Origin of the sequence: Aquabacterium sp., from assembly GCF_036279675.1 — a bacterium.
Lineage (GTDB): Bacteria > Pseudomonadota > Gammaproteobacteria > Burkholderiales > Burkholderiaceae_C > Aquabacterium.
Map to the genome: position 1 here is coordinate 38,968 of NZ_DASUIS010000049.1, position 24,858 is coordinate 63,825.

Sequence of the window (24,858 nt, forward strand, 5' to 3'; positions counted from 1 at the left end):
GGGCGTGGTGGTTCGCAGGTCAGGGACGGCGGTTGATCGATCAGAAAGGCGCGATGCCCAGGATGGCCGCGGCTTTCAAGGCCACCTCACGCGCGGCAGCCGGCGTGGCGCCGGTCACCGTCAGGTGGCCCATCTTGCGGGCCTTGCGGGCTTCGGTCTTGCCATACAGGTGCAGGTGGGTGCCGCTCAAGGCCAGCACGGCGGCCCAGTCTGGCTCCTGCTGCTCGGTCGCGCCATCATCCGCAACACCAGGGAACCACAGGTCACCCAACAGGTTGAGCATCAGGCAGGGGCTGTGCAGCACGGGCTCGACCAAGGGCAGGCCCGTCATCGCCCGCACCTGCAGCTCGAACTGCGACACGTCACACGCGTCGATGGTGTGGTGGCCGGAATTGTGCGGGCGCGGCGCCATTTCATTGGCCACGATGCGGCCATCGGCCAGCACGAAGAACTCGATGCACAGCACGCCCACGTAATTCATGGACGCCGCAATCTTGTGGGCCGAGGCGTAAGCCTGTTGCGACACGGCCTCGGTCACATTGGGCGCGGGCACGGTGGTCACGGCCAGGATGCCGTCGCGGTGCAGGTTCTGCTGCAGCGGGAAGTGCACGACCTGGCCATCGCGGCCACGCGCGACGATGACACTGACCTCGTAGGCCAGGGGCAGCATCTTTTCGAGCACGCAGCCCACGCGCTTCAGTTCATCCCAACCGGCGATGAGTTCATCGCGGGTCTTGACGCGGATCTGGCCCTTGCCGTCGTAACCCAGGCGGGCGGTCTTGAGGATGCCGGGCAGCAGGTCGTCACTGACGGCGGCCAGTTGCTCGGGCGTCTCAATCAGGGCGTGCGGGGCGCAATCAACGCCGCACGCCACGAAATGGGCTTTCTCGCGGGCACGGTCCTGACAGATGGCCACGGCGCTGCCGGCCGGGGCCACAGGGCGCGTCTCGGCCAGCTTGTCCAGCGCCTGAGCGGGCACGTTTTCGAATTCGGTGGTGATGGCGGCCGAAACCTGGGCCAGCCTGGCCAGGCCGGCTTCGTCCAGGTAGGCGGTCTGGATATGCTCGTGCGACACCAGGCCGGCGGGGCTGGTGGCATCGGCATCGAGCACAGCGGTGCGGTAGCCCATGGCCTGGGCAGCGTGCACGAACATGCGGCCCAGCTGGCCGCCACCCATCACGCCCAGGGTGGCACCGGGCAGGATCACATCCTTCTTGATGGTCATGCCTTGGTGTCCATGGTCAGGTCATTGGTCATGGCACGGGCCACTTCGGTCTGACGGGCGCGGAAGGCGTCCAGCCTGGCGCGCAGGGCCGCGTCACCGCTGGCCAGCATGGCCACGGCAAACAAGGCGGCGTTGCCGGCACCGGCCGTACCGATGGCAAATGTGGCCACGGGGATGCCCTTGGGCATCTGCACGATGGAATGCAGCGAATCCACGCCTTGCAGATGGCGGGAAGGCACAGGCACGCCCAGCACGGGCACCGTGGTCTTGGCCGCCAGCATGCCTGGCAGGTGAGCGGCACCGCCGGCACCGGCGATGATGGCCACCAGGCCGCGGTCGGCGGCGGCTTCGGCATAACGGAACATGTCATCGGGCATCCGGTGCGCCGAGACCACCTGCGCCTCGAAAGGCACGCCGAACTCGGTCAGAATGTCGGCAGCATGGCGCATGACGTCCCAGTCGCTGCTGGAACCCATCACCACACCCACTTTCACAGTCTTCACACCAGTCGTGTCAGTCACGGCTTGATCCTTTTTACGCCACGTCAAACCCGGGATTTTAGGCGCTGGCCGCCCGCCCGCCCACCTTCATCCTCGCCAGATCTGCCCAACATGATCGACATCACCCTAGAAAACTTCGAATCCGACCTGATCGCCACCTCGATGCAGGTCCCTGTTTTGCTCGATATCTGGGCTGAATGGTGCGGCCCCTGCAAGTCGCTGGGCCCCGTGCTGGAGCGCCTGGAAGAGGAATACGCCGGCCGTTTCGTCCTGGCCAAGGTCAATGCCGACGAGCAGCAGGAAATCGCCGGGCAGCTGTCGCAGATGTTCGGCGTGCGCTCGATCCCGTTTTGCGTGATGTTCGTGGGTGGCCAGCCGGTAGACGGCTTCGTGGGCGCCCTGCCTGCCGAGAAGATCCGCGAGTTCCTGAGCAAGCACGTGCCGTCGGAAGGCGAAATCGAGGCCGCTGAAGAAACGGCGGAGGCCGAACAGTTGGCGGAAGAAGGTGATCTGGACAACGCCGTGGCCAAGCTGGAAGACGCCCTGGCCAAGGACCCGGGCAATGACGAAGCCCGCTACGACCTGATCAAGCTGCTGCTGGCCGAAGGCCAGGTGGAAGCGGCCAAACACATCTTCCTGCCCATTGCAGGCCGCGCCACGGGCCCTGTGCCCGAAGCCCGCCCGCTGGCCTTCAGCCGCTACATCTCGGCGGTGCAGGCCGCCCGCCAGGGCCGCGCCCCGCAAGAGCTGGAAGCCGCCATCGGCGCCAACAAGCGTGATTTCGCAGCCCGCTTCGAGCTGGCCCAGCTTTTCTGGGCGGCCAGCCAGCCCACCCTGGCCATGGACGAGCTGCTGGAAATCATCATGCGCGACAAGGCCTGGAACGATGAACTGGCGCGCAAGACCTATGTGGCCATCCTCGAAGTGATGACGAAGCCGCAACCCAAGCCAGTGGCGGGCAAGCCCGTGGCCGGTGCCCCGGGCGCGCAGGACAAGCCCAAGCTGGAGATCGCAGGCAAGGTCGAGATCGCCGGCAATGACCCGGTGATTGACCAATACCGCCGCAAGCTCAGCATGGCGTTGTTCTGACACCTTGGCGCCCCTTCATGACAGGGGTGACGACACGAACCAGGGCGGAAACACCTAGTGTTAAAGCGCCCTTGATCTGCCTAGCATGGCTGCCACACAAGCTGATTCACAGCTGATGGAGACAAGCCATGCCGCAGATGACCCCAGCCCCACACGCACGACAGCTGACGCGCATCACCCTGTGCGTCAGCGCGCTCACGTTGAGCCTGAGCGCCCTCGCCACCGACGAGCGCGGCCCGGCCCCCACCTTGGCTGCCTTGCAGGCCAACGGCCCCTTCGCCATCGCCACAGCCACCATCGCCAAGCCCGATGGCTACGGCAGTGGCACGGTCTATTTCCCGCGCGACACCAGCCAGGGCCGATTCGGTCTGGTGGTCATGGCGCCGGGCTTCCTGGCTGTGCCCGGCTATTACCAATGGCTGGCCGAGCGAGTGGCTTCGCATGGCTTTGTCGTCGTCAACATCGGCACCAAGACCATCTTCGATGTGCCCGACGCCCGCGGCCGCGAAATGGCTGCGGCGCTCAAGCAGGTGGTGGCACTGGCCGCCTTGCCTGACACGCCCTTTGGCAGCGCCACGGACACCTCACGCCGCGCCCTGATGGGCCACTCTGCAGGCGGTGGCGGCACGCTCACCGCCACGCGCGACGACCCGACGCTCAAGGCCGCCATCCCGATGACGCCCGCGAGCACCTCCTCGGATTTCTCCGGCATCACCGTGCCCACGTTGATCCTGGCTTGCGAGAAGGACGCCATCGCGCCCAACAAGACCTTCTCGGCCAAGTACTACGCCACCCTGAACCCCGGCACCGAGCGGGCGTATCTGGAGATAGCCAGCGCTGACCACCTGTGCCCGCTGGACATGGCCAAGGACAGTGTCAACAACACAGTGGGCCAGAGTGTGATCAGCTGGCTCAAGCGCTTCGTGGATGGCGATCGCCGCTATGCGCCCTTCCTCACTGGTGCCGCCTTGCCCACATACGCCAAGGTGGACGTGCACATCGCGCCCTGAGGCACGCGGCCAGCGCGTGATCGATCATGCACAATGGGCCGCATGATCTCCACCGAGCTCGTCACCCTGCCTGCCAACGGTGCGGCGCAACCCTTTCTGAGTTGCCGCGTGGCGGGCCCGCCCGGCGCACCGTTGCTGCTGTTTCTGCACGGCTTCCCGGAGGCCGCTTTCGTGTGGGACGCCCTGCTGCAACGCTTCGGTGACCGCTACCGCTGCGTGGCGCCCAATCTGCGCGGCTACCCCGGCTCCTATGCGCCGGCCGATGTGAAGGCCTATCGTGCCAATGTGGTGCTGGGCGACCTCATCGCCCTGATCCAGCAAGAGGCCGCCACGCCCGACACCCCGGCCGCCGCCGTGATCGCCCATGACTGGGGTGGCGCACTGGCCTGGGGCCTGGCCGCTGTGGCGCCCCACGTCATGCAAAGGCTGGTCATCCTCAATGCACCACACCCCGGCCTGTTCCTCCAGGCCCTGCGAGATGACCCGGCCCAACAGGCCGCCAGCAGCTACATGAACCTGCTGCGCACGCCGGGTATTGAAGCCCAACTGGCCGCCAACGATTTCGAGCTGATGTGGACCTTCTTCGAGCGCTTTGGCGGGGCCGCGTGGCTGACACCGGCCTTGCGCGAGCAGTACCGACAAGCCTGGTCTGCCACACCGCAACCGGCGGGAGATGCGCACACTGCCACGTCGGCCTTGACCGGGCCGCTGAACTACTACCGGGCCTCGCCCCTGCACCCGCCCACATCCCCTACCGACACGATCAACACGCTGCAACTGCCGGACGCCCTGCTGTACGTGAACGTGCCGACCAGCGTGATCTGGGGCGAAGCCGACACCGCGCTGCCACCCAGCCTGCTTGATGGCCTGCCACGCTTCGTGCCACGCCTGCACGTCACCCGGCTTGCTCACGCCACGCACTGGCTGCTGCACGAAGCGCCCGAAGACGTGGCCCAGGCCATCGACGCGGCGCTGCTTCGAGCCGGCTCCTTGGCATCCTCTGCCCTCTGACAGGCCACTTCTTCGGCCTCCAGCCCGCACACCATCACACCAACTCTGCCATGACCAGCCCCCTGATCTCCGCCTCCGACCTGATCAACGCACTGACGAGCCATGAACAGGACTGGCTGGTCATCGACTGCCGCTTCAATCTGGGCAACACGCTTGCCGGCGAACAGGCCCATGCCCAGGGGCACATTGCCGGCGCGCTGTACGCCCACCTGGATCGGGACCTGTCGGGCGCCAAGACGGGCCGTAATGGTCGCCACCCCTTGCCCACCCCGGAGGCTTTCGAGCAGACGATGCGTGCCTGGGGTATCACGGCCGCCACGCGCGTGGTGGCTTATGACGATGCCGGTGGCATGTTCGCGGCGCGTCTGTGGTGGCTGCTGCGCTTTCACGGTTTCGACCAGGTTCAGGTGCTGGATGGCGGCTGGCAAGCCTGGCAGGCTGCGCAAGGCCCGGTCGACACGGTGAGCGCCCCACGGCAGCCTTCGAGCTTCAAGGCTCAGGTACAGCACGCCTGGCTGGTTGGTGCCGACGATGTGCTGGCGCACCTGACGCGCCCGGATCAGCAAGTCCTGATCGACGCCCGCGCGGCAGACCGGTTCAGGGGCGAGAACGAAACCATGGATCCCGTTGGCGGTCACATCCCCGGCGCCCGCAATCGGTTCTTCCAGCTCAACCTGCAGGCCAATGGGCAGTTCAAACCGGCCAAACAGTTGCGTGAAGAGTTCCAGACACTGATCGATCAGGCGCCCCTGCAGGCCATCGTGCATCAATGTGGATCCGGCGTCACCGCCTGCCACAACCTGCTGGCCATGAACCATGCGGGTCTGCCAGACACCCGGCTGTATGCCGGCTCCTGGAGCGAATGGTGCAGCGAGCCCAGCCGCCCCGTGGCGCGCTGAAGGCCCCCGGATACCCCACGACCTCCGCGCCCGCCGGTGATCCGCTGAACGGTCACCCTCAGCCGACAAACGGTTGAGGGCTGCTTCACGGCCGTGAACAGCTGCGCGCAACAAGTCGTAAGCCGGCGCTAAAGCGTCGGATTTGTCACGGTTATCCGGCCTTCCTGCCCGAGGTGCCCCACCCAGAATTCCTGTCGCGAGGACATCATTTCCTCAAGAGAAGGGGTTTTGGCTATGCATGCGACCACCAACAGACGCCCTGACAGGCGGCTTCAACAAGGCTTCACGCTCATCGAAGTGATGATCGTGGTGGCGATCGTCGGCATCCTGTCGGCTGTGGCCTACCCGGCCTATCAGGACTATGTGATCCGCAGCAAGATTCCAGATGCCACCTCCACGCTGGCCACACGGCAGACACGCATGGAGCAATGGTTCCAGGATCAACGCAGCTACCTGAACACGGCGGGCAACTGCGGCGGTGCTGCCGCCTCCGACACCACCACCAGCACGTACTTCACCTTCAGCTGCACAGCCACGGCCACCACCTACACGCTGACAGCCACCGGCAAGACCGGCGCGCAAATGGCCGGCTTCACCTATACCGTCAACCAGGATGGCACCCGCGCCACCACGGCCGCACCAAGCGGCTGGAGTACCAACGCCGGGTGCTGGGTCACCAAGAAGGGGGGCCTATGCTGAAATTCAAAACCTCACGCGGCGTGACGCTGATCGAACTCATGGTCGGCCTCACCATCATGGCTTTCCTGCTGCTGTCTGGCGCACCGTCCTTGACGGAATGGATACGCAACTCGCAGATTCGCAGTGCCGCCGAGTCGATCATGACCGGCCTGCACCATGCCCGCACCGAAGCCGTCAAACGCAACAGCAGCGCACGCTTTCAGCTCACCAGCACATTGGACAACGACTGCGCTGTCGATACCAGCGGCAAGAACTGGGTGGTCAACCTGGGTGCCAGCAACACGCCGGCAGGCAACTGTGGCGACGCGACGTCCGATACGGTCGCGCCCCTGATGGTTCAAAAGAGCGTCGCCTCCACATCGACGGGCATCACGGTCACCGCATCGCAAGGGGTTGTCAGCTTCAATGGTCTGGGTCAACAGACACCGGCCTCCAACCCGACAGCCACCGTCGGCACCATGACCATCGACGTGACATCCTCATCGGGCGCCTGCCTGAGCTCAGATGGCTCCGGCTCCTTCCGTTGTCTGCGCATCGTGGTGTCTCCCGCAGGCCAGGCCCGGATGTGCGACCCATCCATGGGCACCAATGCGTCCAACGCACAACCGACGGCGTGCTGACATGAACACGATCGCCCACACCAAGCGCAGGCGGCCCGCAAGCAGACTGGCCGCCCAAACCGGCGTGATGCTGCTGGAGGCCATGGTGGCCATCCTGATCTTCTCGCTGGGCGTCCTGTCGATCATCCAGTTGCAGGCCGTGTCCATCAAGCAGGCCACAGGTGCGGAGTACCGTTCGATGGCCGCCTTGCTGGCCAACGACCTGATCAGCCGCATGTGGGCCAGCGACAAGACCGCCGCTACCCTGCAGACCAACTTCGGCTCATCCGGCGCCAGCTACAACCAGTGGCTGGCCACGGTGCGCAGCTCGGGCCTGCCCAATATCAGCAACGACAAGGGCACCCTGCCCACCGTGACCTTCACGACCGTGCCTGCCACCGCCTCCGGTCCGGCAAGCAGCGTCGCACAGGTGACCGTCTTCTGGCAGGAGCCCGGCGACACGACCACGCACAGCTACACCGCTGTGGCCCAACTCAGGTAGGAGCCCGACAGCATGTGCACTCACGCATCGCGTTCTCAAAAAGGCTTCAGCCTCGTCGAAGTCATGGTCGCGCTGGCCATCGGCATGGCCACCGTGGTGATCATGTTGCAGATGTTGAGCAACTCCGAGGCCAGCAAGCGCACGGCTGGTGGCGGCAATGACGCCCAGATGAACGGCACGCTGGCCTTGTTCAACCTGGAGCGCGACATCCAGGCCTCCGGCTACGGCATCAACTCTTTCAACGTGGTGGGCTGCAGCGTCACCTACACCACCAGTGCCGACAGCACCAGCGTCACCATTCCGCTGGCGCCCACCACCATCAACCCGCCCACAGCCCAGGTACCGGCAGGTGACGCCAACACGGACACCTTGCTGGTGGTCTACGGCAACGGCAGCGGCTCGGCCGAAGGCGACCCCCTGATCAGCAACTCCACGGCAGGCAGCTACCCGGTCAGCACCACGTCGTCGTTCAACGTCGGCGACATCGTGATGGCCCAGGCCTCGGTGCGCCCTACTCCCTGCACCCTCACCACCGACGTGGTCACCAACGTACCAACTTCGGGCTCCAACATCAGCGTGCAGCCCGGCGTTTCGGGCCTGGGTGTAGGCGCCATCATCTACAACCTGGGCAATGCGCCCGTGGCGCATGCCTACGCGGTTCGCAATGGCAACCTGACCATGTGCGACTACTCGGCCTACAACTGTGGCAACGCGGCTTATGCCAACCCGGTGAACTCCACGGTATGGGTACCGATCGCCAACAACATCGTGGCCTTGCGCGCCCAATACGGCAGAGACAACAACAACCTGGCCTCCACCATGACCGGGGTTGTGTCCACCTACAACCAGATCACGCCTGCCAGCACCGCCGATACCAGCGGGCTGTCGCCATTCTGCAGTTGGGCCAGAACGCTGTCCGTGCGCATGGCGGTGGTGGCCCGCAGCGCAGCCTATGACAAGACAAGCCCCACCGGTACAGCCCCCACCTGGACGGGCGCCACGGTCAGCACGGCCACCTCGCCAACCAACCCGTCGGCCGTGAGCTTCGATCTCAGCGGCGACGCCAACTGGCAGAACTACCGCTACAAGACCCTGGAGACCACCGTTCCCCTGCGCAACTCGATCTGGCAAGGTGGCCAGGCCAGCTACCAAGGAGGCACAGGATGTTGAACCAACACGTGCAGCCCCGGCGCGAACAAGGCATCGTGCTGATCATGGCCCTGATCGTTCTGGTGGCCCTGACCCTCGGCGCCCTCGCTCTGACGCGCTCTGTCTACACATCCAACGTGATCGCCGGCAACCTGGCCTTCCAGCAAGCGGCCACCCACTCTGCCGATGCAGGCATCGAGGCTGCCGTAGCCTGGCTGGAGAACAACAACGGCAAGACCAATTCGACCGAGAACGAATCCTGCAACAGCAGTGTGGGCAGTTCGGTACTGGCATGCAATCACACGACGCAAGGCTATGTAGCCAACAGACAGGACCCTACGGGCACACAGACGTGGGCCACCTTCTGGCAGGACAACATAGAAAGCAATGGCCTTGCACGAACCCTGCCGACCAACAATCCAGGTAACGTCGACAACGCGGGGAACACCGTTTCCTACGTGATTCAGCGCATGTGTGTCAGCGCCGGCGATGCGCAAAGCACCGCCAACGACTGCACCATCGCCCCTTCCGCGTCCAGCAGCACCTGCGCGGGCGGCAGCAGTTGTGACGCAGAACGCGTCAACCTGGACTCCGTCAGCCAGGTCTATTACCGCATCACGGTCAGGGTGGTCGGTCCGCGCAACACACAGAGTTACGTCCAGTCCATGGTTGCGCTGTAAAGCACCCGGAGAACATCATGCGTCATACACACCTTCGGTCCAAGCACCTCGCTCGCAAGCTGGGGTGCATCCTGGTTCTGGGCAGCTTGACGAACTATTCGCCGGCCGCGCTGACCGACCTGGCAACCGCGCCGCTGGAAACATCGACCGGCTCGCTGGTCAAACCCAACATCCTGTTCGTGCTGGATGACTCCGGCTCCATGACCTGGGACTTCCTGCCTGACTGGGCCAACACATCCAACAACGCTCTGGCACGCAACGCCGGCTACAACGGGATCTACTATGACCCGGGCATCAGCTACGTCCCCCCGTTGAAATACGACGGTTCCAGCTACCCCAGCATGACCTCGGCCAACACAACGGGTTGGACCAAGGTTCCTTACGATGGCTTTGGCGTTCAGACACCGTCCAACATCCCCAATACGGGCACGGACAACCTGTTCACGAACTCCAGTTCCGGCACAACCCAGAACCTGGTGGGATCAGCCTACTACTACACCTTCATCCCGGGTGAGTACTGCTCGTCACCCAGCCTGCAGAGCTGCCAGACGCGCACCACGCCCAGCGCTGCCTACCCCTATCCAACCAAGCTACGCTGGTGCACGTCATCGGCACTGACCACTTGCCGTGCCACGCGCATTGACACCGGCTCGACAACCTACACCAACGCACGCTACCCCGGCCAGTTGATCAGCAATGGCACGGGCTCCACCGCGACCTTCTCGCTGAGTGGTGCATCCGGTACGCCAGAGATTTCGGGCATCACGGTCAACGGCGCCCAGATCATGTCAGGCAGCCAGTCCAGTTCGTCCACCAGCACGCTGGCCACGAACATCAAGAACGCCATCAATGCCTGCACCTCTGCCGCCACCGGCAACTGTACGACGGTGGGCTACAGCGCCACGGTCAGCGGCAGCCAGGTCACCATCAAGGCCCCGAACAGCCTGTGCACCATGCCCACCGGGGCGCCGGGCTATGTCAAGGTCGGCACGGTCACGGTCAACGCGTCGTCTTTCACCACTGGCGTGAATGCCACCTGCGTGCCGGGCTCCAACCAGCTCACCACGATCACATCTACGGTCACCAGCTACCCTTATCCCGGCAGCACATCCAAAGCCACCGACCGCAGCGATTGCGCAGGCACGACCTGTACCTACGCGGAAGAGATGACCAACTTCGCCAACTGGTGGGCCTACTACCGCATGCGCATGCAGATGGCCAAGTCGGCAGCCAGCATTTCCTTCTCCGGCATAGACTCACAGCGCCGACTCGGCTACATGAGCATCAACAACAACACGGGCAGCGACTTCCTGAACGTGGCCGAAGCATCCACATCCTCCGGCGGGCAGAAGGCTCAGTGGTACGCGAAGTTCGTTGCAGCCAGACCCGGCGGCAGTACACCATTGCGTACCGCCTTGTCTCTGGCCGGTCGCTACTACGCCGGCAAGACCAGCAAGATCAACGGGATCACCACCACGGACCCCATGCAGTACAGCTGCCAGCGCAACTACACGATCCTGTCGACCGACGGCTACTGGAACGAATCCACCAGCCCCGTGAAGATCGATGGCAGCACAGCCGTGGGCGATCAGGACAGCGCCAGCTCCATCGCGCGCCCCATGTTCGATGGCAATGCCACCAGCAACACCCTGTCGGATGTGGCCTACTACTTCTACAACACCGACATCCGGGATTCGGCCTACACGAACACGAACGGCGTACTGGGTGCGGATGTGGCCAACAACAACGTGCCCGACAAGCAGCAACGCATGTATACCTCCACGGTTGGCCTCGGGGCATCCGGCTACATGCGCTTCCAATCGAACTACGCCACGGCCAAGAGCGGCGACTACTACGATGTCCTGCAAGGCACCGCGACCAGTGGCACCACGGCCAGCAATGGCATCTGCACCTGGCAGACCAGCGGCCTGTGCAACTGGCCCAAGGCCGTCAGCAACACGCAGACGACCATCGACGACCTGTGGCATGCTGCCGTCAACGGGGGAGGGATCTACTTCAGTGCAGCCAACCCATCCGACCTGAAGGATGGTCTCAAGACCTTCCTGCAAAAGGTGGATGGCGCCACGTCTGACGCGGCAGCCGCCACCACCAGCAACCCCAACGTGTCGAGCAGCGACAACTTCATCTTCAAGTCAACCTTCCGCTCATCGGACTGGTATGGCGAAATGGCGCGCTACACGATCGACATCAACACAGGCGCGCTGTCAACCGTGCCAGACTGGTCTGAATCGGGCACGCTCTTCCTGTCTGATGGCAAGACACGCACCACACCATTGCTGGACAACCTGGTATGGACATCGCGCCGAATCTTCACCTACAACCCGTCAGCCAGCGATTCGCTCATCCCCTTTGAGTGGACCTCCCTGACCACCACCATGCAGGACTACTTCAAGGTGGCCGCCATCTCGTCACTGCAACAGATGTGCTCGTCCGGCACCGTGTGTCTGGATGCGAGTGCGCGCGTGGACAGCACCCCGTCCAGCACGACGGGCGCTGGCGGCATGAACCTGGTCAACTACTTGCGCGGCGATCGCACCAACGAAGGCCCGGACGCCAGCACCTACTACCGACAGCGCGCACACGTGCTGGGCGACATCGTGGACTCCCAGGCCGTGTACGTGAAGGCGCCGCAGTTCAACTACATCGACGCGGGCTACGCGGAGTTCAAGTCGACCAACGCGACGCGCCAATCCATGCTGTATGTGGGTGCCAACGACGGCATGCTGCACGCTTTCAACGCCACCACCGGCGCCGAGGTCTGGAGCTACATCCCCTCCGTGCTGCTGCCCAACCTGTACAAGCTGGCTGACAAGAACTATGCCGGCAACCACAGCTTCTACATCAATGCCACGCCACGTCAGGGTGATGTCTACTATGACGGCAGCTGGCACACCATCCTGGTCAGTGGCCTGGGGGCAGGCGGTCGCGGCTTCTTTGCCCTGGACATCTCCAACCCGGTCACGCCGAAAGTCTTGTGGGAGTTCACACACGACACCAGCAAGGGAGCGGGTTACATCACCGACGCCGACATGGGCTACTCCTATGGTCAACCATTGATCACCAAGCTGTCTGACGGCACCTGGGTCGTGATGGTGACCTCGGGCTACAACAACGTGTCGCCTGGCGGTGGCCACGGCATCGTCTGGGTGCTCAACGCCAAGACTGGTGCGGTGATCAAGAAGATCGATACAGGCGCAGGCAGCACCACCGCCACAGTTGCGGGTTGCAGCGCCATCCCCTGCCCTGCGGGTCTGGCCAAGATCAGTGCCTATGTGGCAAACGGCGGCACCAACAACACCGCCTTGCGCGTCTATGGTGGCGATCTGCTGGGCAACGTCTGGCGCATCAACGTCACGGGCCTGACGGGCTCAGGCGGCACCGCAGACGTTCAATTGCTGGCCACACTCGCCAACGCGAGCAATGTGCGTCAACCGGTCACTGGCCGCCCCGAAGTCGGCAATGTGAACGGCAAGACGGTGGTCTTCGTGGGCACGGGGGCCTACCTGGGCGTCTCGGACGTTTCGACAACAGGCCAGCAATCCATCTACGCCATCCTTGACCCCCTGACCTCGGTCAGTGGCGCATCCGGCCTGTACGGCAGCCCGCGCAACAACACCTGCACCTCGTCGATCAAGACAGACTGCTTCGTGAAGCAGACTCTCACCGACAACGCCAGCAACATCCGCACGGCCACCAGCACCGTGAGCTATGCAGTGGACTTCACCACCATGAACGGCTGGTATGTGGATCTGCCGGAAACGGGTGAACGCGCCAACACTGACCCGGATCTGCAACTGGGCACATTGGCCTACACCACCAACATCCCCAGTTCGTCCAATGCCTGCAGTGTGGGTGGCTCCAGCTACATCAACTTCCTGGACTACCGCACAGGGCTGACGGTGCCCGGTGCAGACCGCGTCGGCAACATGCTGACCAACGGCACCACCACGGCCCTGGCCACGGCCCCGACCCTGGTGCGCCTGCCCAACGGCAAGGTGATCAGCATCACCAACCTGTCGGACGGCTCCACGGTGACCACCAACACGCCGATCAGCGCCACCAACCTGCGCACCAGGCGCGTGTCATGGCGCGAGCTGATTGGTACGAACTGAGGGTCAGCGCGACAAGGCCTCGTCAAGCACTTCCAGCCAGTGCTTGACGGGGGTGTCCGTCCCGGACTGCAGGTGCACGATGCACCCGATGTTGGCACTCGCGATCAGATGAGGTTCGGTCGCCTGCAAGGCCTTGAGCTTGAGGTCACGCAGCTGACGTGACATCTCAGGCTGCAGCACGCTGTAGGCCCCACCCGCGCCACAGCACTGATGGCTGTCCTGCACCGCCAGCTTGACCTCGAAGCCCAACTCCCTCAAGCCGGATTCGATCGGTCCGGCCTTGGCCGCGCTGCTGAGCTTCTGGGCATGGCTCAGGCTGCAAGGCGGGTGAAAGGTCACCGCGCCCAGACCGGCCTGTGCCCGCTTGCCCAGCTTGCGCTTGAGCAAAGGCAGCCAGTTGGCCAGCATCTCACCCGGATCACGTGCCAGGGCCGCAACGCGGCGGGCCTTGTCGGCATAGGCCGGGTCATCGGCCAGCAGGCCACCGTAATCCTTCACCCAGGCACCGCACCCGGATGCATTGATCAGCAGCGCCTCAACCGGTGTGGGTGACTCGATGTAAGGCCACCAGGCATCGATGTTGCGCCGTGCCCTGTCCTTGGCGCCGTCCAGATCACCCATGTGACCTTGCACCGCCCCACAACAGGTAGAGGCTGACGCCACCACCGCACGGATGCCGATGGCATCCAGCACGCGCGCGGTTGAGGCATCGATGTGGGGGCGCAAACCTGGCTGGACGCAGCCCTTGAGCAGCAACACACGCCTGGCGTGCAGGCTCTTCCTGGGATCAGGCCAGGCCGGTGGCGCCAGCGGTGCACGCGCAGGCACGTGGTCGCGCAAGGCTGATGGCAACAAGGGGCGTACCGCCTGCCCCAGCTTGAGCGCCGGCGTGAACCAGGGCGAGGGCATGAGCTTGATCAGCCCCCATCGCAAGACGCGTTCACGCCAGGGGCGCTCCACCTGCGCATCCACCACGGGCTGGCCCACAGCCAGCAGCTCGTGGTATTGCACCCCGGATGGGCAGGTGCTCTCGCAATGGCGACAACCGATGCAATGGTCCAGGTGCGCCTGCGTGGTGCGCGTGGGCGTCTGGCCTTCGAACACCTGCTTCATCAAGTAGATGCGGCCCCGCGGCCCATCCAGCTCGTTGCCGGTGAGGCGATAGGTCGGGCAGGTGGCATTGCAGAAACCGCAGTGCACGCACTGGCGCAGCACCTCCTGAGCCTTGGTGCCTTCAGGTGTGGACTGGTGTTGAGGAGCGAGCTGGGTCTGCATGTCGATGAGGGTTCAATCAGCACGACGTGGCCACAGGCGGCCCGTGTCGAACACACCATGAGGGTCGAAAGCCTTCTGTACCTGCTCGTGCAGGCGCCGCTGAACGGGCGACCAGGCTGTAGAAGCCACCAGCGCACCGCGCTGGAGCGACAGGAAGGCCTGCGCATGCCCACCGGCCTTCGCCACCACCTCGTGCACGGCCGCAGCCGGCGCCGGGGTGCAGACCCAGCGCAGCCCACCGAACCATTCGGCCAGCAACTCGCCATGCAGGCCCAGCGGGGCCGTGGTGGGTGGCACGGCGATGCGCCAGAGGGTCACGCCTTGCTGCCCCGCCTGCATCACGGCCTGGCGTGCACGCACGAAAAACTCATCGGTGTGATCGCGCACACCCTGCCAGAACGCCTCCGCCACGGGGGGAGCCAGCAACTCACCGCGGCGTTCGCGGTACATGCCCTGCACCGCACTGGCCACGGCGGCACGCGCACCACGCAGGCGAACCAGCAAGGTGCCATCCCACCACGCAGACGAGTCGATCGGCAAAGGCTGCGCCGCCCATTTGTTGATCTGAGCCAGGGCCTCGGCCTCGCTGACCTCGAATCGCATCGTGGCCGACACCATGGGCAGCGGCATCACCTTGAGGGTGACATCCACCAGCACGCCCAGCGTCCCCATCGAGCCCGCCATCAAGCGAGACAGATCGAAGCCGGCCACATTCTTCATCACCGCCCCACCGAAGCGAAGCAACTCGCCTCGCCCCGTCAGCACCGAACAGCCCAGCACGTGATCACGCACGGCGCCACGCGACACGCGCGCCGGTCCGCTCAAGCCACTGGCGACGACACCGCCCATGGTGGACTCGCCGTCCTGCGTGGCAGCGAAGCCATACCGCGGCGGCTCGAACGCCAGGTGCTGCCCCCTGTCGGCCAGCACCGCTTCAACTTCGCGCAAGGTCGTACCGGCCCGCACCCGCATCACCAGCTCGCTGGGTTCGTAGGATTCGATACCCTGCCAGCTGCGGGTGTCCAGCAACTCGCCCTGCGTGATGTCGCCAAGGTGATCCTTGCTGCCGCCGCCACGCACGCGCAGGCAAACGCCGCGACCGGCAGCGTCGTGGATCTGCTCGGCCCATTCGAGCCATGGAGCGTGAGGGGTGCCAGCCGACGTGGTTTCGGCTTGCGCGCTTGCGTCTTGTTCAGCCATGATGGCGGCAAGCATAAGGCAAGGCGAACCTCGTCTGGCCTCCCCTCCTGACAGTCAGGCATTTTGTTAGCCCAGATCACATGAAAGTTGCAGCCTTGCAAATGGTGTCCACCCCGCGCGTGGACGACAACCTCGCACAAGCCGGCGCCTTGATCGCCGAGGCAGCAGGGGCCGGCGCCGAGCTGGTCGCACTGCCCGAATACTTCTGCCTGATGGGCTTGCATGACAAGGACAAGCTGCGCATTGCCGAACCCCTGGCCGATGCCCTGCACCCGGACCCGCATGCCGCGCCGATGCAGCACATGCTGGCGCAGGCCGCGCGTGAACACGGCGTGTGGCTGATCGGCGGCACCTTGCCCATCCTCAGCCACGAACCCGAACGCGTCTTCAACACGGTGCTCGTGTTCAACCCGCAAGGCGAACGCGTGGCCCGCTACGACAAGATCCACCTGTTCTGCTTCGATGATGGCCAACGTCGTTACGACGAAGCCGCCTCGCTGACCCCAGGCTCACAGCCCGTGTCCTTCGAGATGAGGGACAAGCAGGGACAGACCTGGCACGTCGGCCTGAGCGTCTGTTACGACCTGCGATTCCCGGAGCTGTTCCGCACCCTGGGCGCGGACAAACCGCTGGACCTCATCGTGCTGCCAGCGGCTTTCACCGACACAACCGGCAAGGCCCACTGGGAGTTGCTGCTGCGCGCCCGCGCGGTGGAAAACCTCTGCCACGTACTGGCCCCGGCCCAGGGTGGCCTGCACGAAAACGGCCGGCGCACCTTCGGCCACTCGCTGGTGATCGAACCATGGGGGCAGGTACTGGCCATGCAGGCCGAAGAAGGTCCCGGCGTGGTCATGGCGGAACTCAGCCAGGCCCACCAGACCACATTGCGCACCCAACTGCCGGCGCTGACGCACCGCGTACTGGGTTAATCCCGATTATTCCGGCAGGTCATGCCACTCGGCAATCACCGTGTTGGACTCCAGGCTGCGGGGCGCATTCGGGTTGAACAGATCAAGCGAATGCGAGTGTGCGCCTTCCCGGAAATGCTTGCGGTCAAACAGCTTGAGCTGGGCTTCCATGGGCAGGTCCGTGATGCACAGGACATTGCGCCGAATCAGTGCATCGATCAAGTCTTCCAGCACGCGCAAAAAGCTCGCGTCCAGCGAGGCGAACTGCTGCGCATCCCCATCCAGGCCCATGAACTGGCGCACCTCGGGGTGATCTTCCGGCAGGGTTTGAGCGCCGACCACCGGATCCCTGTGCAGGCTGCGGATCTGGCCGGCTGCATCGCGCAATACATAAAACATGGTGAACCTCGTCGACAGGGCTGATGGCTGATATCGCCATATCGACAAGGCTTGTGCATTCTTGAGCCCGGCGCGGCCATTTTTCACGTTTTGGCATATCGCTGCACGTTTGACCGACGGGCAAAAAAAAGCCGCCGGCTTCACAAAAGCCAGCGGCAAGAAGACGCCATCACACCAACAAGAAACTGGCGCCAAGGAGAGAGCAGACCACTGCTCTTGTGGAGAGAGCAAACTCCAGGCCAGGCCTGAGAAGCGACCCGGCCCTGGATATGTCTTACAGCGTCAGGAGGTACTGCACCAGATTGGCGACCTCCGAGCTCGACTTGGCACACCAAGGGTGCGGCGTGGCGGGCAAGCCGATGGGAGCAGATGCACCCATTTCAGGCCCGAATTCCTTGCGCATCTTCTGGAAGTCCCAGTAGTAGTTGTTCGCGTCGAACGAAGGCACCGTGAAGTACTTGTGGCGCTCCACGAACAGGTTGCGCGCCGGTGAGGTCACATCGAAAACGTTGATCTGCTTGGCCTTGGGCACGCGGAACACATCGCCCTTGCGGTTCAGATCGGGCGCCGGGGTGGGTTGATCTGCCGTACCAGGTGCCGGGCGAACGGGTGCGTGCAGGGTGTAGTACTGGTTGTACAGCGCAGAGCCTTCCGTACAGCGATCCGGATGCACCAGATCTTCCAGATTACGCACGTGGCCATCGCTGAGCAGACCGCGCGAGGTCACCCAGTACAAATCACGCAGATACGTTGCACGGATGGACTGCTGCTTGATCTGGAAGCCCGTTGGCGCAAAGAAACGGCCAACCTGGTTGAGCGGGATCATGCGCTCGTTGGTGTTGGCGCCCACCTTGTCCGCGTGGCAGCTTGCACAGTTCTGGTCATAGGTGACCTTGCCTGCGGCCACTGCGCTGCTCACGCCGGGATAGGCCTTCCAGCCGTTCTGTACGAAGCTGCCTTCGGTTGTGCCGGTGCTGCCAGTCTGGGCCAGCTTGCCGTTGGACTTCAGCCAGCGGAACATGCCCGCATTGCGCAGATCGTCATCGTTTTCATCCAGGGTGGACATGTAGGCGGTCAATGCCTTCAACGAGTTGGCATCCATCGAGCCCATGGCACCATCAGGTTCCTCGGCATGGATGTAGGAGCCCTCGAAACCTACGTACGACTCGGTATGTGACAGCGAGCGACGGATCGGCAGATGGAAGGTCACGTTCGGAATCGCGACCGGCTGGAACATGTAATCGTTGTCATACAGCGTGCCTTCGTGAGCGGTACGTGTGATCGTGGCCTCGGCCGCACCAGCAGGCATGTGGTAGATCAAAGCGGTCTTGTCCACCTTCTTGGAGCCCGAATTCCAGCTGGGCCCCTCCTCAGTCTCGGAGATGTATGAGAAGGTGGCGGTGGTCTGCCCTGTCTTGTCGCCCAGCACGGCCCACTTCATCGACCAGCCGGGGTTGGGCAAGCCGGGGAAGACCTTGGTGATGGTGCTGCCCCCCTTGTCATAGCTGATGCGATAGCCGTGGCAGGAAGCGCAGTTGAACCCGGCCCAGGCCCCCTTGCCCAGCAGCGGGTGGTTGGACTCGGCCTTGCGGTAGCCCACCCAGCCGGTCGAGCTGGTATTGCCCTCCGTGAGTTGTGGCCCCAGCGCCAGCAGCCCAGGCGTCGGGTTTGGTTGCGGATAGGGCTTGAAGTACACGTCGGTATACGCCTCGGCTGGCACTTCACTCTGATTGATCTTGTAGGCACCAAACAGCGCCAGTGGATCAGCCGCCTTGCGTGTGTACGGATCCGTGGTCTTGTAACTGAGGATCTTGTCCCAATCCAGATTCTTGAACTTGTGGCTCAGGCCCAGGTTGTAGTCATAAGACCAGAACATCTGGCGACCCAGCTTGACCATCGCAGCAAAACTGGGATTGCTCACGGCCACCTCGATCGGGGTGATGGCCTTGGTTTGCTCGGACAAGGTCGACACCACATCGCAATTGGGGTTGGCAGGCGCCGGTACGCGATAGACCTGCGCGTCGATCACGTTATGTGGCCCCGACTTGATCAGCGAGTTGTTGTAGCCAGTGCGCTTTTGCACCTGCAGCTTCAACGGCCCCTTGCTGGCATGGGGAGGCACCCGGAACTGCACCTTGGTGTCAGACCAGGCCAGCACATCCTTGGGCCAGCTGCTGCGCACCACACCGGTCTCGTAGTTGGCCGTGGAGATGATGTCGAGCTTCTGCTCGTACATCACGAGATCGGTTTCCAGCACACGGGCGTTGCCGATCATGATCTTGCTGAAGTCAATGTCAGTGCCTTGACCAAAGCCGCTGCCGATCAACGTGACGGTGTCACCAGGCTTGAGCGTGGGCGCTGCATTGTTGGCACCCGCAGTCCACACCAGCGCACCGTTGACCAGCATCTGCGATGCCACGGGCGTACCGAAGTTCTGCGCCGATGCGGCACGCTGCTGCTCACGTGCTGCATTGAAGCTGCAGATGGTTTCCTGATTGGGGAAGGCTGGGGCCGCCTGGGCACTCACCCATTGCGCCGCCAGGGCAATGGCACCCAGCGCGGGCGCCCATGCGGGGCGAGCAAGCCCCTTCGCGTATCGATGTTGTCTGGCCATGGTCATCTCCTCGAACAAGTCTTGCCAATGAACGATGGCGCCATGTTCGCCAAGGTCGGGCGACATCCATGTCAGGGCAACGACAAATCAGGGAAAGACCTCAGAACATCGATGGATAAAGCATCAGGCCTCACCAACGGGAAAAAACCCCGCGCGCTCCAACATGCGCCGCTCGATGGGCGTGAGCGCCGCAGCGTCCACCAAGGCGCCCAGGTCCAGCACCTCGATCAGGCCGTATGACAGGCGAATGATGCCGCGCTCCTCCAGCGCTCTCAGCAGCTGATTGACCGTCTGGCGAGACAAGGCCATCATCAGCGCCAGCTGGGTCTGCTTGATCGTGAGCTTGCAGCGCCCCAATTCGCCACCGGTCACCGCACAATAGGTCAGCCAGACCAGGCGCCGCGCCAGGCGCTCGGCCGGTTGCACGATGGAGAGGTCCTCCAACGCAATGAAGGCCATGCGCACCTTGAAAGCCATGAGCTTGCCGAAATGGCGCCACCAGAGGGGCTCCTCTTCAAGCATCACATCCAGTGCTGCCAAGGGCACGAACAGCAAGGTGGTCGGCCCCACCGCCACGGCATCGTGGGTGCGAGGCAGGCGATCGAACAAGGCGATTTCACCAAACCACATCGGGGGTTCGATCAGCGAAAGCATGGCCTCACGGCCATCACGCGTCACGCCCGTGATGTGCAAGCTGCCCTCCAGCACGGCATACAGGCCATCCACTGGCTCACCGCGCAGGAACAAGGTTTCGCCGTCACGCAAGGTCTTGAGCATGCCGTGCGACATCAAGGCCTCCGCCAGCGCAAAAGGCACTTGAGACAACCAGATATCACTGAGCAGGAGTTCGCGGTGGGCTACAGACAGATTCGCCATGGGGCGGATCATGCCAACATCAGCCCTTTGACCCTGTCAGCGCCACGACATTCAAGGGAAAGACCGTAGCCTCAGCCCTGATCCGATGCCCGGCCCTTGGGGCCTCCGCCCTGCAACTGACTGAGGATGCGTTTTTCATTGGTTGATACGCCGGCGATTTCCATCAAGCGCTGGCGATCCAGAACCTCGATGCGGCCATAGGCCACGCGCAGCACGCCCTGATCCTGCAAGCTCTGCAACACCTGGTTGGTCGTCTGACGAGACAAGGACAACATCAGACCCAGTTGCGTCTGGCTGATGGGCACCACACACACGCCCTCGCTGGGCGTCAGGGCCGAGGCCTCCACCAGCCACACCAGGCGCCGGGCCAGGCGAGCTTCAGCAGGCAGCAAGGCCAGGTCTTCCATGCTGATGAAGGTCAGGCGCAGGCGCAAGGCCATCAACACGCCCAGTTCACGCCAGTAATGCGGTGCACGCTCCAGCAAGGTCAGTAGATCCTGCTGCGGCACATGCAGCAATTTCACGGCACCTTCGGCCACGGCGTTGTGGGTGCGCGGCAGGCGATCGAACAGTGCGATCTCGCCAAACCAGCTGGGCGCATCCACCAGCGACAGGATGGCCTCCTTGCCGGCCTCGGTCACACCAGACACGCGCAGCGTGCCTTCCAGAATGGCGTACAGGCCATCAGGCGCATCGCCACGGAAGAACAGATGCTCGCCATGCTTGAGCCGGCGCGGCGTGGCCAGGCTCAGCAGGTCGTGCTCGAAGTCCTTGGGCACGCTGCCGAACCAGGGATCAGCTCGCAACATCGCCAACACATCGGGCGTAATCCATTCACGCATGCAGGCAGCCTTTCAAAGCAGCTCAGAGCTGGCCGTAGGAGTGCAGGCCAGACAGGAACATGTTCACGCCCAGGAAGGCAAAGGTCGTGACGACCAGACCCACGAGCGCCCACCACGCGGCAAAGGTACCGCGCAAGCCCTTCATGAGGCGCATGTGCAGCCAGGCCGCGTAATTCAACCAGACGATCAGGGCCCAGGTTTCCTTCGGGTCCCAGCTCCAGTAACCGCCCCAGGCCTCGGCCGCCCAGAAGGCGCCCAGGATAGTGGCGATCGTGAAGAAGGCAAAGCCCACCGCAATGGCCTTGTACATCACGTCATCGGCTACTTCCGGCGCGGGCGTGCGCTCGTTGATCCAGTCTTTCGCCAGAATCACCAGCGCATGAAACACCACCAGCCCCCCCACCATGCGCCCGGCCTTGCTCACGGCGGCCATGTTGTCGGCAGACAGGTCACCAAAGAGTGCAAAGCCCAGCAGGGGCAAACCGATGAAGACGACTGGCAAGCCCACCAGGCCCTTCCACAGTGCAGCCTTCTCCGCCGTCTTGAGCAGATAAGCCAGCGCCACCATGGCCGACAGGGCAAAGGTGCCATAACCCACGAAGTTGGCTGGCACGTGGATTTTCATCCACCAGCTCTGCAGGGCGGGTACCAGAGGCTGGATCTCGCTGGCACCACGTGCCATGGCATACCAGAGCAGGAAGCCCACCGCGGCGCTGACCACCAGCATCACGAAAGCGCCCAGTGAACCGAGCGACTGCCCCATGCGGGCAAAGCGGTCTTCGTAGTAGAGCCAGAAGATGGTCGTCAGCCACGAGAACAACACGAACACTTCATACAGGTTGCTCACGGGAATATGGCCGATGTCAGGCCCGATCTGGTGGCTCTCGAACCAGCGCACCAGTGTGCCAGTGACCGCCATGAACACGCCTGCCCACGCGATGCGCGCCCCCAGGCGAGCCCCCGTATCGCTGCGCGTGGCCACGCCGATCCAGTAAAACAGCGTGCTCATGAAGAACAACACGCTCATCCACAGAATGGCGCTCTGGCTGGACAGCATGTACTTCAACCAGAACACCTGATCGGCCTTGGCCAGATCCGCACCGTAATCATCCGTGGCCCGCATGTACAGGGCTGCAGCACCCCACGCCGTCAGGCTGGACAGCACCATCAACACACGCAAGGGCCGCCAGAACCATCCCAGCCCGATCAGACTGGGGATGGCCACCGCGAGGATGCCCTTTTCATACACATCCATGGCATTGCCAAAGGATGTGAAACCCCAGACACCCGTGGCCACGACAGCCAGCGCGAAAAGCCAGTCCGTCCAGGGGCGCTGTGCCATCGATGGCGTGCCCATGGGGGCGCGGGTGGAAGTCGAGGTGCTGCTCATCTCATGCATCCTTGCAAATCATCTGTCTTGGCTCCGGGAGCCCAACACCTCGTCACGCAGGCGATTGAACTCACGATCGGTATCCATCGTCTGGCGCGTGGACGACAAGGCCATGCTCACACGCGTGCCACCCTGGCCATCATCCTGCAGCCAGACCCACACGCGGCGTTCACGGATGTAAAGCATCGAGAAAACGCCAATGATCAACAGCACGCAGCCCAGATAGACCACGTTGCGACCAGGGGTGCGCGTGACCTGGAACACGCTGGCCTGTTTCTGTTCGAAGCCTTCCAGCGTCAGGATCATCGGCGCGGGGTAGAACATCGAATCCGAGATCGACAGCACGGCCTGCGTCATGAAGGCCCGTGCCGAATCCTGCTCGGGTGACTGTTTGCCCAGGCCCGCGCGCTCACGGCTGATGTTCCACAATTCAAACATCGCACCATTGAGGATGCGGATCAAGGTGGCCGAGGTGTGCTCGCGCTGCTCTGCCGGCACCACCTGCTCGATGAAGGTCGACAAGGCCTGAAGGCCGCCATTCATGGCGCCTGCCGGCAAGCCGGCGGCCTGCTCCGGCTTGGGCTGCACCGCGCCGGCAAACAGGTCCAGCGAGCGCTGCGCAGACGTCGTCAACTGCGCCTGCAACTCGGGCTTGTCAGCGGGGGCCGCCCCCTTGCCAAACCGTTGAGCCGCTTCGGTACGCGCCTTGGGATCGTTCAAAGCCTGGCGCAACAGCATCCAGCCCTGCATGCTCATGTTCTCGTCAGCCGGCACACGCAGGTAGCGGAAGCCTTCTGCCGGGCTGTCACGCACGCCCCACAGGAACAAGGCTTGCCCATCCAGCTGCACGGGCGCCATGTAGTTCTGGAACTCTCGCGCCTGACCGGCCGCATCACGCAGCTTGTAGGTCACGGAAGGGCCGATGTTGACCAGCTTCTTGTCACCAGGCGCCTTGGCGCCGGAACCCAGATGCTTGCTCAACTCGGCGAGGTTCACACCCCGCACATCGTTGCCAGCGCCCGCCGCGCCATCAGGCGTGCGCTGAGCCGACACCAGATCTTCCACATTGATCACGCGCAGCCCGGTCACCTCCAGGCGCACATCGGTGGCGGTTTGCCCATTGGCAGCGATGCCCAGCAACTGCTGAGGCTGCCCGCCCACCACGCCCTCGATCGCATCGATACCCTCATCATGCGTACCGATCAGGTTGTGCGGCTTGAGGCGCACCATCGAGCCCCCATCTTCAAAGCTGGACTGGAAGATCGTGACGCCGGCATAGGTGATCGGATGGTTCACCTCCACCGTGAATGGCTTGGACACCTTGGCCCTCGCATCGTGGATGATGATGTCGCTGGCAAAGCGCTTGGGCATGCCCGTGCTGTAGTAATCGACCGTGAACTTCTTGAGCTCGATGTCGAAAGGCAGGGGCTGCACCAGCATGCCCTGCTCCATCGTGATCACGGCGGCGTTGGTGCGCTGCCCCTCCGGCACGAACAACTGTGCGCGGTAGGCCGGGTTGTTTTCGTTGAGGCGGCTGCGCTCGGTTTCAACGCCGCCTTTGAAAGGCTTGAGGTCCTGCAGCCAGGCCTGGGCCTTGACGATCAGATCACCATCGAACAGACCACCCAGACAGATCAGCACGATGGCGGAGTGCGCGGCGATATAGCCCAGCTTGTTGACGGCCCCCAGGCGAGCCGCGATCATGAAACCCGCCTCTCCCTTGGCCGATGCCTCACGTTGCTGCGTCTTGACCGACCAGCCCTGCAAGGCCAGCAACTGGATCACATGCTCACGCATGGGCTCCAGCGGCTTGCCCACCACACCAGCAGCCTTGTGAGGAAAGGCCTGCAATGCCTTC

21 protein-coding genes are annotated in these 24,858 nt (G+C 63.5%); 11 read left to right on the forward strand and 10 right to left on the reverse strand.

Features of this window, described 5'->3' with window-relative positions:
• Positions 1-40 precede the first annotated feature (40 nt).
• Positions 41-1,225, reverse strand: a complete 1,185-nt coding sequence (locus VFW93_RS05485; RefSeq protein ID WP_329692981.1) for a 5-(carboxyamino)imidazole ribonucleotide synthase — start codon at positions 1,223-1,225, stop codon at positions 41-43.
• The gene (purE, locus tag VFW93_RS05490) at positions 1,222-1,746 is read right to left on the reverse strand and encodes a 5-(carboxyamino)imidazole ribonucleotide mutase (protein ID WP_414639593.1); all 525 of its coding nucleotides are present in this window, start codon (positions 1,744-1,746) and stop codon (positions 1,222-1,224) included. Before purE ends, VFW93_RS05485 begins: the two co-directional genes overlap by 4 nt.
• A gap of 90 nt (positions 1,747-1,836) precedes the next feature.
• Between purE and VFW93_RS05495 the strand changes: the two genes are divergently transcribed.
• The 10 genes from VFW93_RS05495 (at position 1,837) to VFW93_RS05540 (ending at position 13,496) form a co-directional block, all read left to right on the forward strand.
• A complete protein-coding gene (locus VFW93_RS05495; protein ID WP_329692982.1) occupies positions 1,837-2,814 on the forward strand; it encodes a tetratricopeptide repeat protein in 978 nt (325 codons plus the stop codon).
• A gap of 128 nt (positions 2,815-2,942) precedes the next feature.
• On the forward strand, positions 2,943-3,824 hold the full coding sequence (locus VFW93_RS05500; RefSeq protein ID WP_329692983.1) for an alpha/beta hydrolase: 882 nt from the start codon (positions 2,943-2,945) through the stop codon (positions 3,822-3,824).
• 42 nt (positions 3,825-3,866) lie between these two features.
• Positions 3,867-4,835, forward strand: a complete 969-nt coding sequence (locus VFW93_RS05505) for an alpha/beta fold hydrolase (protein ID WP_329692984.1) — start codon at positions 3,867-3,869, stop codon at positions 4,833-4,835.
• A gap of 50 nt (positions 4,836-4,885) precedes the next feature.
• Positions 4,886-5,734: a sulfurtransferase gene (locus VFW93_RS05510; protein ID WP_329692985.1), complete on the forward strand. Its 849-nt coding sequence runs from the start codon at positions 4,886-4,888 to the stop codon at positions 5,732-5,734.
• Between the two features lie 234 nt (positions 5,735-5,968).
• A complete protein-coding gene (locus VFW93_RS05515) occupies positions 5,969-6,433 on the forward strand; it encodes a type IV pilin protein (protein ID WP_329692986.1) in 465 nt (154 codons plus the stop codon).
• Positions 6,427-7,053: a GspH/FimT family pseudopilin gene (locus tag VFW93_RS05520; RefSeq protein ID WP_329692987.1), complete on the forward strand. Its 627-nt coding sequence runs from the start codon at positions 6,427-6,429 to the stop codon at positions 7,051-7,053. The genes VFW93_RS05515 and VFW93_RS05520 overlap by 7 nt, the downstream gene beginning before the upstream one ends.
• Position 7,054: 1 nt before the next feature.
• The gene (locus VFW93_RS05525) at positions 7,055-7,534 is read left to right on the forward strand and encodes a hypothetical protein (RefSeq protein ID WP_329692988.1); all 480 of its coding nucleotides are present in this window, start codon (positions 7,055-7,057) and stop codon (positions 7,532-7,534) included.
• A 12-nt stretch (positions 7,535-7,546) separates the two neighbouring features.
• The gene (locus VFW93_RS05530) at positions 7,547-8,704 is read left to right on the forward strand and encodes a PilW family protein (protein WP_329692989.1); all 1,158 of its coding nucleotides are present in this window, start codon (positions 7,547-7,549) and stop codon (positions 8,702-8,704) included.
• A complete protein-coding gene (locus tag VFW93_RS05535) occupies positions 8,698-9,363 on the forward strand; it encodes a hypothetical protein (RefSeq protein ID WP_329692990.1) in 666 nt (221 codons plus the stop codon). The genes VFW93_RS05530 and VFW93_RS05535 overlap by 7 nt, the downstream gene beginning before the upstream one ends.
• Before the next feature lie 17 nt (positions 9,364-9,380).
• Positions 9,381-13,496 carry a PilC/PilY family type IV pilus protein gene (locus tag VFW93_RS05540; protein ID WP_329692991.1) on the forward strand — a complete coding sequence of 1,372 codons (4,116 nt, stop codon included), beginning with the start codon at positions 9,381-9,383 and terminating at the stop codon, positions 13,494-13,496.
• A gap of 3 nt (positions 13,497-13,499) precedes the next feature.
• Here the strand turns inward: VFW93_RS05540 and glcF are convergent, their stop codons facing one another.
• Positions 13,500-14,771, reverse strand: coding sequence for a glycolate oxidase subunit GlcF (gene glcF, locus VFW93_RS05545; RefSeq protein ID WP_329692992.1), 1,272 nt, complete (start codon positions 14,769-14,771; stop codon positions 13,500-13,502).
• A 12-nt stretch (positions 14,772-14,783) separates the two neighbouring features.
• Positions 14,784-15,971, reverse strand: coding sequence for a glycolate oxidase subunit GlcE (glcE, locus tag VFW93_RS05550; RefSeq protein ID WP_329692993.1), 1,188 nt, complete (start codon positions 15,969-15,971; stop codon positions 14,784-14,786).
• Between the two features lie 80 nt (positions 15,972-16,051).
• On the opposite strand from glcE, the gene VFW93_RS05555 reads away from it, so the two are divergent.
• A complete protein-coding gene (locus VFW93_RS05555; RefSeq protein ID WP_329692994.1) occupies positions 16,052-16,900 on the forward strand; it encodes a carbon-nitrogen hydrolase family protein in 849 nt (282 codons plus the stop codon).
• 6 nt (positions 16,901-16,906) lie between these two features.
• Here the strand turns inward: VFW93_RS05555 and VFW93_RS05560 are convergent, their stop codons facing one another.
• From VFW93_RS05560 to VFW93_RS05585, 6 genes are all read right to left on the reverse strand, one after another.
• Positions 16,907-17,278, reverse strand: coding sequence for a hypothetical protein (locus VFW93_RS05560; protein ID WP_329692995.1), 372 nt, complete (start codon positions 17,276-17,278; stop codon positions 16,907-16,909).
• Between the two features lie 274 nt (positions 17,279-17,552).
• Positions 17,553-19,892 carry a hypothetical protein gene (locus VFW93_RS05565; protein ID WP_329692996.1) on the reverse strand — a complete coding sequence of 780 codons (2,340 nt, stop codon included), beginning with the start codon at positions 19,890-19,892 and terminating at the stop codon, positions 17,553-17,555.
• A 123-nt stretch (positions 19,893-20,015) separates the two neighbouring features.
• Entirely contained in the window at positions 20,016-20,768 is a 753-nt protein-coding gene (locus tag VFW93_RS05570; protein WP_329692997.1) for a Crp/Fnr family transcriptional regulator, read from the reverse strand.
• Between the two features lie 71 nt (positions 20,769-20,839).
• Positions 20,840-21,610 carry a Crp/Fnr family transcriptional regulator gene (locus VFW93_RS05575; protein ID WP_329692998.1) on the reverse strand — a complete coding sequence of 257 codons (771 nt, stop codon included), beginning with the start codon at positions 21,608-21,610 and terminating at the stop codon, positions 20,840-20,842.
• Between the two features lie 22 nt (positions 21,611-21,632).
• Positions 21,633-23,000 carry a c-type cytochrome biogenesis protein CcsB gene (gene ccsB, locus VFW93_RS05580; RefSeq protein ID WP_414639595.1) on the reverse strand — a complete coding sequence of 456 codons (1,368 nt, stop codon included), beginning with the start codon at positions 22,998-23,000 and terminating at the stop codon, positions 21,633-21,635.
• Positions 23,001-23,018: 18 nt separating this feature from the next.
• Positions 23,019-24,858: cytochrome c biogenesis protein ResB (locus VFW93_RS05585; RefSeq protein WP_329693000.1), on the reverse strand; the 1,840-nt coding region annotated here is incomplete at its 5' end.